This window comes from Nibrella saemangeumensis, from assembly GCF_039541915.1.
Classification (GTDB): Bacteria; Bacteroidota; Bacteroidia; order Cytophagales; family Spirosomataceae; genus Nibrella; species Nibrella saemangeumensis.
This window is the reverse complement of the sequence record NZ_BAABHD010000021.1, coordinates 52,863-65,386: the sequence shown is the minus strand read 5'-3', so window position 1 is coordinate 65,386 and position 12,524 is coordinate 52,863. Positions and strand designations below refer to the sequence as shown.

The 12,524-nt window shown below is 53.3% G+C and carries 10 protein-coding genes; 3 read left to right on the top strand and 7 right to left on the bottom strand.

Going from position 1 to position 12,524, the window contains the following annotated elements; all coding sequences use genetic code 11:
• Positions 1 to 46: 46 nt before the first annotated feature.
• The 6 genes from ABD949_RS07060 to ABD949_RS07035 all read right to left on the bottom strand — a co-directional run bounded on the left by ABD949_RS07060 (position 47) and on the right by ABD949_RS07035 (position 7,577).
• On the bottom strand, positions 47 to 1,417 hold the full coding sequence (locus ABD949_RS07060; protein WP_345241966.1) for a sigma-54-dependent transcriptional regulator: 1,371 nt from the start codon (positions 1,415 to 1,417) through the stop codon (positions 47 to 49).
• 140 nt (positions 1,418 to 1,557) lie between these two features.
• Positions 1,558 to 2,727, bottom strand: a complete 1,170-nt coding sequence (locus ABD949_RS07055; RefSeq protein ID WP_345241965.1) for an ABC transporter permease — start codon at positions 2,725 to 2,727, stop codon at positions 1,558 to 1,560.
• Positions 2,728 to 2,792: 65 nt separating this feature from the next.
• Positions 2,793 to 4,037, bottom strand: a complete 1,245-nt coding sequence (locus ABD949_RS07050) for an ABC transporter permease (protein ID WP_345241963.1) — start codon at positions 4,035 to 4,037, stop codon at positions 2,793 to 2,795.
• Positions 4,038 to 4,114: 77 nt separating this feature from the next.
• A complete protein-coding gene (locus ABD949_RS07045; protein WP_345241961.1) occupies positions 4,115 to 4,819 on the bottom strand; it encodes an ABC transporter ATP-binding protein in 705 nt (234 codons plus the stop codon).
• Positions 4,820 to 4,841: 22 nt separating this feature from the next.
• Complete coding sequence (locus tag ABD949_RS07040) at positions 4,842 to 6,293, bottom strand: TolC family protein (protein ID WP_345241959.1); 1,452 nt, start codon at positions 6,291 to 6,293, stop codon at positions 4,842 to 4,844.
• A 27-nt stretch (positions 6,294 to 6,320) separates the two neighbouring features.
• Complete coding sequence (locus ABD949_RS07035) at positions 6,321 to 7,577, bottom strand: efflux RND transporter periplasmic adaptor subunit (protein WP_345241956.1); 1,257 nt, start codon at positions 7,575 to 7,577, stop codon at positions 6,321 to 6,323.
• 229 nt (positions 7,578 to 7,806) lie between these two features.
• Between ABD949_RS07035 and ABD949_RS07030 the strand changes: the two genes are divergently transcribed.
• Positions 7,807 to 9,624 (top strand): DUF885 domain-containing protein, encoded by a 1,818-nt coding sequence (locus ABD949_RS07030; RefSeq protein WP_345241953.1) that lies wholly within the window; start codon positions 7,807 to 7,809, stop codon positions 9,622 to 9,624.
• A gap of 93 nt (positions 9,625 to 9,717) precedes the next feature.
• Complete coding sequence (locus tag ABD949_RS07025) at positions 9,718 to 10,380, top strand: alpha/beta hydrolase (protein WP_345241951.1); 663 nt, start codon at positions 9,718 to 9,720, stop codon at positions 10,378 to 10,380.
• Between the two features lie 5 nt (positions 10,381 to 10,385).
• Here ABD949_RS07025 and ABD949_RS07020 read toward each other — a convergent pair whose 3' ends face one another.
• Positions 10,386 to 11,138, bottom strand: a complete 753-nt coding sequence (locus ABD949_RS07020; protein WP_345241950.1) for an SDR family NAD(P)-dependent oxidoreductase — start codon at positions 11,136 to 11,138, stop codon at positions 10,386 to 10,388.
• Positions 11,139 to 11,497: 359 nt separating this feature from the next.
• On the opposite strand from ABD949_RS07020, the gene ABD949_RS07015 reads away from it, so the two are divergent.
• A complete protein-coding gene (locus tag ABD949_RS07015; protein WP_345241949.1) occupies positions 11,498 to 12,478 on the top strand; it encodes a glycosyltransferase family 2 protein in 981 nt (326 codons plus the stop codon).
• Positions 12,479 to 12,524 lie beyond the last annotated feature (46 nt).

The window sequence follows — 12,524 nt, the reverse complement described above, 5'->3', positions numbered from 1 at the left end:
AAGTAAAGAAATGGAATGGACCAGCCATACGAAAGTGTGTAGACGGTCAATCTTCTGCATTGTACGGGATACCAAATTTTTCTAATCGCCGGTACAGCGCAAAACGGGTAATGCCTAAGGCTCGGGCTACTTTCGATACCCGGTTATGATGAAAGTCCATGGCCCGGCGTATCATCTGGTACTCGATCTCCTCCAGCGTCATGGAGCCGACTTCCGGTAAGCGTGACGGATCTTTGGCCGCCGACGATTGGGGAATATGCTTCTGGAAATCGGCTATTTCCAGTTCGTCATTGTTGGATAGCAGTACGGCCCGCTCTACGATGTTCTTCAACTGGCGGATATTGCCCGGTACTGTCAGGTTTTTCAACCACTTCGCTGCGGCTGCACTGATACGCAGGTTCGGACGGCCGTAGATGGTGCGCAGGTTGTTGACAAAATACTCGACCAGCATCGGTATATCACCCGGCCGCTCGCGCAGTGGCGGTAGCTTTACCGTAATCAGGTTGATGCGGTAGAACAGATCCTCCCGGAACGTACCCTTCGCGACCATCTCTTCCAGGTTGCGGTTAGTTGCACAGATAACCCGCACATCCACCGTCTTGCTCTTACTGCTGCCGAGCGGTTCAAACGTCCGGTCCTGCAATACCCGCAGCAGTTTCACCTGACTGGCCGGGTCGAGGTCACCGATCTCGTCCAGAAAGATGCTGCCTTTGTTGGCCAGTTCAAACCGGCCGATGCGGTCTGATTTGGCATCTGTAAATGCTCCCCGCACATGGCCGAACAGTTCGCTCTCAAACAGGGTAGAGGAAATACCGCCCAGGTTTACCTTTACAAAGGCCCGCCCCTTGCGCTTGCTGTTCTGGTGAATAGCCTCGGCGATCAATTCTTTACCCGTGCCGCTTTCGCCGGTGATCAGCACAGGGGCATCGGTGGGTGCTACCCGACCGATGGTTTCCAGAATGTCGAGCAGTTTCGGATCTTCGCCAACGATATGCTCAAACTGATATTGCTGGTCCAGCCGGCGCCGGCTCGGCGACTGCGGCTTTTGCTGCGACAGGTTCAGGATGGTGCGAATCGACTGCAACAGGTACTCATTCTGCCACGGCTTGGTAATAAAATCCTTGGCACCGGCTTTCATCCCCTGCACCGCCAGATCAATGGAACCCCAGCCGGTAATCAGAATCACAGGTGCATCGGGCTGTATTCGCCGGATCGCCGTCAGTGTCCGTAGCCCCTCTTCCCCCGACGTTTCGATGGAGAAGTTCATATCCAGCAGAATCAGTTCCGGCGCTTCCTTATCCAGAATAGCAAATGCCTGGTCTGGAGAGGATGCTGTTTTCACAACAAACCCTTCCCGTCTCAGCAGCAGCGAGAGTGAGGTCTGAACGGCTATATCGTCGTCGATGATGAGAAGCATGGGGCGTGGGGCAGGGGCAGCGTTTTGTTTGTCATGCTGACGTAAGGAAGCATCTCTAATCTGGCTACATCAGAAACGTCTGAGATGCTTCCTTACGTCAGCATGACAAAACATCAGCATGGCAAAATAAAGCATAAAAATCATTCTTCATGCAGCGCCATTGCTGGCTGAATAGTAGCGGCCTGGCGGCTTGGGTACAGGGCGCAGAGGGTAACGATCAGGTAAATGACGACAACAGAAATAGCTATGGCAGTTATGTAGATACCGGCTTCCAGATCGAATACGTTCATCAGCGGAAACTGAATAGCAAAGAGCAGGCCGATCAGCAGGCCGAAGGTGGCCAGTACCCAGATTTCACCGACAAACTGCGTAGAGATGCCCGATTCAGTTGCACCAAGCGCCCGGCGCAGACCGATCTCCGACCGGCGCTTGGCAATGTTGAGGTTCAGAATGCCAAACAGCCCCAGGGCTACGTTGATGAGCAGAAAGCCGCTAACCACCAGAAAGATGATGATGGGGACCAGTGTGAGTTTATGGGCGTTTTTACGCTGGTTTTCCATATACGACACATCAATGTTCCAGCCCTGGGTCATGGTGCCCAGGTCTCTGGTCAGCTGCGCTTCAAAACTGGCATCGGTTCCAGGCTTTACTTTTACCAGCATGGTTCGCTGGTGGGCACGCGACTCGCCCTTCGACAACTGGAACACTCCGGCAATATTCTCCTGGTACTCGCCGTGTGATTTGAAGTTGCCGGTAACACCAATTACCTTCAGATACTCTGGCTTACCGTCTTTATTATCCGGTCCTCCAAAATAGATGAGCTTGCCGAGGGCCTGCCCGTCGCCAAAGAACTTTTGCCGCAACGGCTGGTTAATCACCACTGTCCTGACATCCTTCAGTTCGTCAGATTTATCGAACCAGCGTCCCTCAAGAAGCGGTACGTTTAGCGTACGGGGCATATCAAAGTCACTGGTGAAAATATGCGTCATGGTGCTGGTCTTATCGTAGGTGACATTCGAATTGTGGGTGTTCATCGAATAGGGCGCGTTGCTGCCGAAAAGGGTTACCGACTCAACCTGCGGATAGGTTCTGGCGCGCTCTTTGATCCGCTGCATCATATCGGCCACCAGCGAATCGGGCTGGTCGCGGGCGTTAAAGTCAATGGTCCAGACGTTCTGGTAGTCAAAACCAATAGGCTGCGTATAGTTGCGGAGGTTATAAACGATAAGGCTCGTTACCCCGAACAGAACCAGAAAAGAAGCCAGGATCTCCACAATCAGCAGAGTGTGAGCGCGCTTCTTATTCCACATGAGTCGGAACAAATGCTGTAACATGGTGTGGGAAGGATTGAATGGTTGAATGATAGAATGATTGATTAGCTTGCTTTCAGGGCGTCGACGATGGAGAGTCTTGCCATGCGGAGGGCCGGCGCGACGCCGGAGAGCAGGCCAAAGACTACGCAGACCAGCAGGCTGACGGCGAATACCGAAAAGTTGATGGTCAGGTCCGCTTTGGCAATCCAGCCGCTCTGGTTGATCAGGTAAATAACAATGCAGGCCAGCCCCAGGGCGATACCACCGCCAATGAGGGTAATGAACAGGTTCTCGATGATGAATTGCCAGATCAGCGTTTTCGACGGCGCACCGAAGGCCTTCCGGATACCGATTTCGGAAGCCCGTTCCATGATCCGGCTCACGTTTACATTGACCAGATTGATGGCGGGCAGACCCATAAACAGAAGCATAAATACGGCAATTACAGAGTAGAAAATGCTGCTGGCGGGCCGGTCAAAGAAGTTATGCAGCCAGGCTTCTATGTAGGTATCGGCCGAGGTTTCCAGAATGTAGTATTTAAAGCCGCCGTCTTCCTGTGGCAGCGGGATTTTGGACACTGTCTGGTTGAATTCTTCTTTAATGGCCGGAAAGTCCGCCGGACTTTTCGCTTTCAGCAGCGCCACAAAGTTCCCGTTCATACCGGGCGATTTGTAATTACTCTTCCGGATATTGTACGGGAAGTAGATGTCGGCTGCCGTAATGGGTCGCGTTACCGGTGCACCCCGGACCACCCCAATAACCCGGTACGTTTCGTTATCGACCTCAATGGTCTTGCCCACCACCGGCTGCGTATCAACCTCGAAATACTGCTTCTTTAAGTCATCCGTGATGACCGCTACGTGGTCGTTACTGGCAATATTCTGCTCATTGAACGGTTTGCCTTCCAAGAATTCAAAGTCCGTAACTTCCCAAAAGCCGGCGTCGGTCAATTTCGTTTGCAGGCTAAGCCGCTGACCGTTTACATACGCATTGGCGAAGCTGAACATGCTGGCTACACCCACCTTCTCCGGGGTTTTCAGCGGCAATACGTATTGTTTAATGAAATTGTAGCTTAGTGGCCCCATACGTGTCGACTGCCGCGTTGAGTCCCGCTGGGCCATGCGCTGAATGTACAGTAACTCGTCGCGTCGGTTTTCGGGGTAGTGGCTGCCGACCAGGTGGTCGACAAACGAGGTTAGTACCATCAGGACAGTCAGGGTCAGGCTGATGCCGAAGAGGGTAATGAACGTATAGAAGGGGTGCCGCAGCAGGACCTTCCAGGCTATTTTGATGTAGTTCAGTATCATTGTCGTATGTCTCCGTCAGCATTCCTGCCGGCGATGTGGTGTTTCGGTGAATGGATAGATTAAACGCCGGATTATGGTTACACGCCCGCAGGGATGCCAGCAGAAACGAGGGTATCGGCCACCTGCGTACCGTCGAAAAGGCGGATGAGCCGGTGCGTTCTCTTCGCCATCGCTTCATCATGCGTTACCATCACAATGGTGCTGCCTTCGTCGTTGAGTTGCTGAAGAATGCTCAGGATCTCATTACCCATGGCGCTGTCCAGGTTACCGGTCGGTTCGTCGGCAAGAATAATCTCGGGCTGACCGACAATAGCCCGCGCAATGGCAACCCGCTGTTTCTGACCACCCGATAACTGGCTGGGGAAGTGCTTCATCCGGTTGCTGAGTCCTACCCGCTCCAGGGCTGCTTTCGCCATCTCCCGGCGCGATTTGCCGGCTGACTCACCCGTTCTGTATAAAAGCGGAATCTCCACATTATCCAGCACCGACAAGTCATTAATCAGGTGGAAGCTCTGGAAGATAAAGCCGATTTTCTGGTTCCGCAGCCGGGCCAGTTCTTTGTCTTTGTAGCTCGTTACGGGTTGTCCGTCAATCGTAATGGTGCCCTGCGACGGCTGATCGAGCAGGCCCATGATATTCAGCAGCGTACTTTTGCCGCAGCCCGATGGCCCCATGATGGAAGCAAATTCGCCTTTGCGGATGGTCAGGTTGACGTTGTTCAGCGCCAAGGTTTCGATGGTGCTGGTACGGTAGACTTTCTCAATGTTGGTCAGTTGAATCATGATGTAGGAAAGTTGGTAGTGGTTAATAATTAATTTTCTGGTCTTTTTCGAAATCGTACAAGGTCAGCAGGCGGATGGTATAATACGTCTGCCAATAATCGCGCAGGGCCAGTACGGCATCGCGCTTGGCGCGGTCTTTTTCCTGCATGGCAATACCTAAGTCGGTTACGCTGAGGTCGCCCAGCAGAAAGCGGTTCTGCGCAATCTGGTAGCGGTTCTGGGCAATTCCGTCGGCTTCGGAAGTGAGCTTCACCTGCTTCTGGAGCATTTGCAGCAACGTTACCTGGGTGTAGATTTGCTGCTCAAAGGTCAGCTTGTCCTGCTCTACCGATTGCTTGGCCAGTTCCTGATTGGCGCGGGCCGTTTCGGTGCGGGCCTGCGCCCGGCCCCAGGTCATAATGGGTACCGAAAACTGAACCTCGACAAACTCTCGGTCTTGCGGACGTACATATACATCGCTGAAGCGGGCTCCCCGGTTGGATAAGCCGAAGGCTGCGTTCAAACTGGCGTTCAGGCCGTTTTCCTTCTTTGCTTTGTCAACATCACGCTCGGCTTCGAGCAGCCGGCGCCGGAAGCCAATGGATGCCGAGCGATTGGCAAAAGCTTCATTGATAGCTTTTTGGATGTCTATCTGGAACGGGACGATCTGCGTTGGCAGCGCCAGGTCCAGCCGGCGCTCATCGCGGTAACCCATATAGGTTCTCAGTTTCAGCGAGGATACTTCGGCGGTTTGCTGCGCCGACGCAAAATCCTTTTTGGCCGTCAGGACGCTTAATTCCAACTGGAGTAAGTCGTTCTGTGATATTCGGCCCAACTCCAGTTTTTTAAGCGCGATCTTGTATAGGGTATCGTTGTTCATCAGGTTTTTCTCCGCAATCTGAAGATTTACCTGAGCTACCAGCAGGTCGAAGTAGAAGCCGGTCGCGTTGAGGGCTACTTCCTCCATGGACTCGACAAACTGCTGATTACCTTCGGCATACTTCAGCGGCTCAATCTTCCGGTCCCATTTCATCTGGTTGAAGCGGAAGAGCGGCTGGCTCAGCCCGATGCCAAACGGAATCCCGTTGTACAGCGTGTTGTTGTCCCGGAAGTTGTCGAAGCGCTGAATCTGCTTCTGTACGAAAATACTGCCACCCGTCAGCGGAATGTTCTGGCTCAGCGCCAGCGATACAGTGGAGTTATTGTTCGAGATTGGCTGAAAAGCGATGGTGCCATCGGGCTGAACAACTTCAATAAACGAGCGGGTAAAGCCGGGAAGGATGCCGTTTACGCCCAGTTGCGGTTTGAAATCGGCCAGGAAACTGCGGTATTGCCAGTAGTTGGTACGCTTCTGCGTAGTGGCCTGTTTGGCGGCAATCGATTGCTGCCGGGCAATTGTGACTACATCCTCCAGGGTAACCCGCTCCGTCTGAGCGAAGCTGCTTTGCGCGATTACCAGCAGTGCCGACAGCGAGTAGATCAGATGTGTTTTCATGGTGGTGTGCATGGTGAGTAAGAACCGCTACTTGCTGTTGGCATCAATGGTAAGCTCCTGTAGGTGTTCGTACTGACTAAGGTCGGTAAGGATCACTTTTTCGCCTGGCTGAATGCCGCTTTTGACCTCGACATAATCGAAATTGCTTAGCCCAACCTCTATTTCACGGCGTTTGGCAATTCCGTTTTCCAGCACGAAGACATGTTGCCGGCGCTTGCCTTTAAAAGCAGGGCCATTCGGTACCCGCACCGCTTTAGCTGCGCGCTCGGTAACCACAAACACCTCAACTTTCATCTTTGGCCGAAGTGATGCGTGGCTGTTGTTATCCAGTTGAACCGTGAACTGAATCACGCCATTCTGCACCGACGGCTTTACCTGCGTAATGATACCCCGCAGGGTAGTTTCGTTCACCTTCACCACCACCGGCAGCCCGGCCTTTACCTGATCGGCGTATACGTCGGAGCAGGAGCCCTCAATGCGGAAGCTGGCGAGATCAGCCACTTTGGCGAGCATTTCGCCTTCGTTGACGGCTGACCCGATGTTTTCGTTGACCCAGGTCAGTACGCCGGCGCGGTCGGTCAGGATGTCGGCCTGCTTCAGTTTCCGCTCCATCTCCTGGAGGTTCTTTTCTTCAATTTGGGCCTGCAGGGTTGATTCCCGCACACTGGAGCTCATGGACTGGCGGTTGTAATTGAGGTCGTTTTCGAGCTGTTTCTTTTCCAGTTCGGCAATGCGCAGGGCATTCTCGGCGCGGGTCACGTCTTCCTGCGTTTTACCGCCTACTTTCTGGAGCCGTTTGGTATCTTCCCACTCAGCCCGCAGGCGGTTGATGTTGAGGGATTTGATTTTGTCATTGATCTCAGCATCGTACAGATTTTTGTTCAGCTTCATTTTAAGCTGGTCGATGCCGTTGCGTTTCAGGGCCAGTTGATCCTTCATTTTCTCGTACTCGATCAGCGATAACGATTTGTCGAGTTCGAGAATGGCCTGACCGGGTTTTACCTGGGTACCGGGGGTAAGCAGTACGCGCTGAATGCTGGCCCGGATAGGGGTAGTAATAATCTGCTCGTAAGCCGGAATGACTTCGCCGGTCGCGTTGAGGGTATTTTCGACGCTGCCGACTTCGGCTACTCCCGTTCTGATCTTGGCGCTTTCGACGGAGGTTTTCAGCACGTTGCGGAACATCCAGATAGCCGCAACAAGGGCGGTCAGGGCGATCAGACCCACAAATACGCCTTTGTTACGGCTCTGTCTGGCAATCTCGGGGGCAATTTCTCGGTCCATGGTAGTGGTGTGGATTTGCCTTTTATAAGCCAAATCCTGTGCCAATTGATAAGTAATTGATTAGTAGTTGGTTAAATCGTTTATTGGTTTTTGAAAGTGTGCGAAATCGCACGGGTTGTGCGGGAGGGAACAGGATGATGGGTGGGAATTTTTAAAATGGTAGGAGGCAGGTAAGAATTACAGAAGAGAAATATGTAGATTCAGGGTCCGTGAACCAGCCTGAACATCCATGAAGACGCTGCCCCTGCTGTACTGCCTGCTGCTGACTACCCTTGCCGTTGCTCAACCCCGAACCGCTCCGCAACCGAACCGTCCGGCTACGGCACAAACGGTCATAACCAGCCCGGCAACGGAGCAACTCAAGGCGTTGTTGAAAGCATACCAGCAATTTCAGGAGCAGGAGCTTCCCAGACGGGGTAGTAGCCGGATGAGTACCCCATTAGGTTCTTTCTCGGAAGCCGATCATATCCGGCGGGGTGCTTCGTACGAAAACTTACTGAAGCAGGTAACCGCTATTGATACCCGCTCCCTGACGGCCGATGAGCGGATTACGGCCGAACTGCTACGGTTTGTATTTCAGAATGAAGTGGAGCAGGTGCGGTACAAATCTTACCTGAACCCAATTCTGGTCGATTATGGCTTTCATATCGGATTTGTCGGTAATGCCTCAGCGGCTCCTGCTACTGTAGCAGAGTACGAGAATTACCTGGACAGGTTGAAGGATTTTCCGCGCTACGTGCGGCAGCATACCGACCTGATGCGGAAGGGACTGACGCTGGGCATTGCGCAGCCGGCTGTGATTCTGGAAGGCTATGAAACCACGTATGAGCCGCATATCGTCGACCAGCCCGAGAAAAGCCAGTTCTGGCGGCCGTTCACCCGTATGCCGGCTACTTTCCCGTATGCCGAGCGAAATCGGTTGCTAGCCGAAGGGCGCCGGGCCATTATGGATAGTGTAGTCGCTGGCTTTCGGGCGGTAAAAACGTTCTTTGATACTGAGTACCTGCCGAAGGCCCCAACCAAAATAGGGGTTTCCAACTGGCCCAATGGCCTGGATTACTACGAACAGCGCGTGCGGTACTTTACCACCCTGCCGATGACCGCCCGGCAGGTACATGAACTTGGGTTGAAAGAAGTAGCCCGGATACGGACCGAGATGGACAGCGTCATGCGTAAAACCGGCTTCAAAGGCTCTTTTGCCGAGTTTCTGGCATTCCTGCGTACCGACCCGCAATTCTATCCTAAAACGGCCAAAGACCTGCTGAAGGAAGCTGCCTACATTGCTAAACAGGCCGAAGCGCAACTGCCGGCCTTCTTTGGCAAATTGCCCCGGCAGCCATTTGGCGTGGCACCCGTACCGGATTACTTGGCTCCGAAATATACGGCGGGCCGGTACAGCGGCTCTTCAATTAAAAGCCGGAATCCGGGCTATTACTGGGTAAATACCTACGACTTGAAAAGCCGCACCCTGTACACGCTCGAAGCCTTGACCCTGCACGAGGCTGTACCCGGCCACCACCTGCAATCGGCACTAACGCAGGAGCTAACCAACTTGCCAACGTTTCGCCAGAATTTGTATGTCAACGCCTACGGTGAAGGGTGGGCGCTGTATACCGAGTGGCTGGGCCGTGAAATGGGCTTTTACAAAGACCCCTACAGCGATTTTGGCAGGCTCACCTACGAAATGTGGCGAGCCTGCCGACTGGTGGTCGACACGGGTATCCATGCCTTTGGCTGGTCGAGGGATCAGGCCATGAAGTATCTACAGGATAACACGGCCCTCTCGCTCCTCGAATGCCGCACCGAAACCGACCGTTACATCTCCTGGCCGGGGCAGGCGCTGTCGTACAAAATTGGTGAGCTGACAATCAAAGAACTGCGCCGGAAAGCCGAAGCCGAATTAGGCTCCGCGTTCGACATCCGCGACTTCCACGATCAACTGCTGGCGCAGGGAACAGTAACCATGCCGGTGCTGGAGACGCTGGTAGATGATTTCATCCGGCAGAAGAAGAGTAGCCGAACTCCGGAAGTCAATTCCGGAAAATAACAGCCCGGATTGGGTTGATGGAGCGAATGTTCCCGGTCTTTGTCGGCGACACCCATGATGGAATTACCGTAATTGCAATTACCGGGAATACCTATGGCACAGGAACATCATATCAAAGTAGCACGAACGGCCCGGTACTACACCCTGGGCGAACTCAATGAGCAGACGCGCCATATCTGGTTCGCCCTGCATGGCTACGGACAACTGGCGCAGTTCTTCATCCGCAAATTTGATGTGCTGGACGACGGTCAAACGTACGTAGTCGCGCCGGAAGGCCTTTCCCGGCTTTACCTGGACCCGCAATACAGCCGCATTGGGGCCTCCTGGATGACCCGTGAAGACCGGCATAATGAGATCAGCGATACACTCAATTACCTGAACACACTATATGATGCGGTATTGAAGGAAAAAAATCCCGAAAAGCTCACCATTAACCTGCTGGGTTTTTCGCAAGGGTGCGCGGCCGTATGCCGCTGGTTCAACGCCGGCCATATCCGGTGCGATCGCCTGCTGCTCTGGGCCGGCTTCTTCCCAAATGGCCTAGCTGATGTGATTGACCCGGCCAAACTGGTGGGGGTAGATACTGCCTACGTGTACGGCACCCGCGACGAGTACATTGAGCAGATGGACGATGCGGATGGGTACCTGAACCGGTTAAAACAGGAAGTGCCGGCGCTGCAGGTAATTGCCTACGACGGCACTCATTCGGTGGATCGGGAGGTACTTTCACGTCTGGCGAAGCCGTCCGACCGATAACCTGACTATTTGCGGTGAATAGTCGTGGCAGCCGCCTGGGCTCCAGCCAGAATAGTAATATCGGCAATGGTGACGTGGGCCGGAGCCATTACGGCATATGCAATGGAATCCGCAATATCCTGGGCGGTCAGCGGGTCGAAGCCTTCATAGACTTTGGCGGCCCGTTCCGCGTCGCCTTTGAAGCGAACGACGGAAAATTCGGTCTCCACGGCTCCTGGTGCTACATTCGTGACTTTGATGCCGTGCTGGGTCAGGTCCAGCCGCATCCCTTCGCTGATTGCTTCTACTGCCGCTTTGGAGGCACAATATACCGCCCCATTGGCGTAGGTCTGTTTACCGGCAACCGAACTCAAGTTGACAATATGTCCCCGCTGCCGGGCAACCATACCCGGCATTACAGCCTTCGATACGTAAAGCAATCCCTGAATATTCCCATCAATCATCAGGTCCCAATCTTCCGGGTCTCCATCCTGGATAGGAGACAGGCCATGGGCATTCCCGGCACTATTTACCAGAATATCAATGGCCTGCCACTCCTCCGGCAACGATTGAATGGCAACTTCTACGGCCTGGCGATCCCGGACATCGAATACCAGGGTGGTGACCCGCACCGACTGATTAAGCTGCTTCTGTAAGTCGTTAAGGCGATCCTGCCGGCGGCCGCACAGGATCAGGTCAATGTTGTGTTTGGCGAAAGCTTCGGCCGTGGCCAGACCGATACCCGACGATGCGCCGGTAATCAGAGCGATACGAGACATAGTAACTTAGGGGTAGGTAGCAACATATACGGCCGCAAAAATAGGGTTTTCTGACTTTGCACCACTACCAACCCATACACAATACGCCTTAACAGACTGAGGTTAATCTTCCACATTTGTGTAATAACTCTACGAGCCAGCGCACCAGTTTTAGGCCTGTTTGAGTCAACTTCTGTCGTCGAAAAGGCTCAGAGACAGGCGCTTTGACCGCTTACATATTGCTTGTAACCGAATAATAACCTGCGGGCTCAACGTAATAAAATCCGGCCTCAAATTTGTGATCTAATAGCTAGGAATGATGTTACAATTACAAGCTTTATCTATCGAACAAACTATACCGGATTAATGTCCACACGAGTATGACACCTGACATTACTGTCGTGATACCGACGTATCAACGGCCTGATTTACTGATGAATTGCCTTGACGCGCTGAGCCAGCAACAGCTTCCCAGTGAACAGTTTGAGATTATTGTGGTTGACGACGGCAACGATGAAGCTACGGCCGAAACCGTTACTGAATTTGCCCGTACTACGGGTATTGAAACGCGTTATCTGGCCCAGCCGCAACGCCGGGGCATGGCTGCCGCCCGCAACCGGGGCTGGAAAGCTGCCCGCGGCCGAATCATTGCCTTCACCGAAGATGATTGCCTACCCCAGCCCGACTGGTTGAGCAATGCCTTAGCCATTTTTAAGCGGGGGGCGCAGGTGATCTCCGGACAGGTCCGGGTGCCTATAAAACATCGGACAGCCCATCACGACCGGTCGACTGCTTTTATTGACTCAATCAATTTTGTTACCACCAACTGTTTCTGTCTGCGTTCCATTATTCAGCGGGTTGGCGGTTTTGAGGAGCAATTCGACATTGCCTGGCGCGAAGACAGCGACCTGCAATTCAAACTGCTTCAGTTGGGCGTCACTATCCTGAAATGCCCGGATGTCCGGATCATTCACCCGATTCAGCAGTCGTCGTGGTGGTCCAGCCTGAAAGAGGAGCGGAAGCAGAGCTACGACGCGCTGCTGTATAAGCGTCATCCGGAGCTTTTCAAGCAGCGGATACCGGTGTACCGCAGCCTGGTTGTCCGGTATTATGCCTCGGTGATTAGTGTCTTGATTGGCCTGCTTGCGCTGATGATGGGTAACGTTTTCATGGCCGGAGCTGGTTTTGCGCTGTGGTTTGTGTTATCACTTAGCCTGATCATCAACCGCCTTACTACCTCAGGCGCCGGTGCCGATCTGAAAAACTTTTCGTATGCGGTCCTTACCGGTCTGGCTACACCTTTCCTGTCGGTGTACTGGCGATTGCACGGAGCGGTAAAGTACAAAGTCCTTTATTGGTAATAACGTATATTTATTGCAGTGATGAGTCCGGCAACCTTGCCGGACT

Coding starts and splice junctions, on each gene's coding strand:
- ABD949_RS07060 (WP_345241966.1), bottom strand. CDS start 1,417: ATGCTTCTCATCATCGACGACGATATAGCCGTTCAGACCTCACTCTCG.
- ABD949_RS07055 (WP_345241965.1), bottom strand. CDS start 2,727: ATGTGGAATAAGAAGCGCGCTCACACTCTGCTGATTGTGGAGATCCTG.
- ABD949_RS07050 (WP_345241963.1), bottom strand. CDS start 4,037: ATGATACTGAACTACATCAAAATAGCCTGGAAGGTCCTGCTGCGGCAC.
- ABD949_RS07045 (WP_345241961.1), bottom strand. CDS start 4,819: ATGATTCAACTGACCAACATTGAGAAAGTCTACCGTACCAGCACCATC.
- ABD949_RS07040 (WP_345241959.1), bottom strand. CDS start 6,293: ATGAAAACACATCTGATCTACTCGCTGTCGGCACTGCTGGTAATCGCG.
- ABD949_RS07035 (WP_345241956.1), bottom strand. CDS start 7,577: ATGGACCGAGAAATTGCCCCCGAGATTGCCAGACAGAGCCGTAACAAA.
- ABD949_RS07030 (WP_345241953.1), top strand. CDS start 7,807: ATGAAGACGCTGCCCCTGCTGTACTGCCTGCTGCTGACTACCCTTGCC.
- ABD949_RS07025 (WP_345241951.1), top strand. CDS start 9,718: ATGGCACAGGAACATCATATCAAAGTAGCACGAACGGCCCGGTACTAC.
- ABD949_RS07020 (WP_345241950.1), bottom strand. CDS start 11,138: ATGTCTCGTATCGCTCTGATTACCGGCGCATCGTCGGGTATCGGTCTG.
- ABD949_RS07015 (WP_345241949.1), top strand. CDS start 11,498: ATGACACCTGACATTACTGTCGTGATACCGACGTATCAACGGCCTGAT.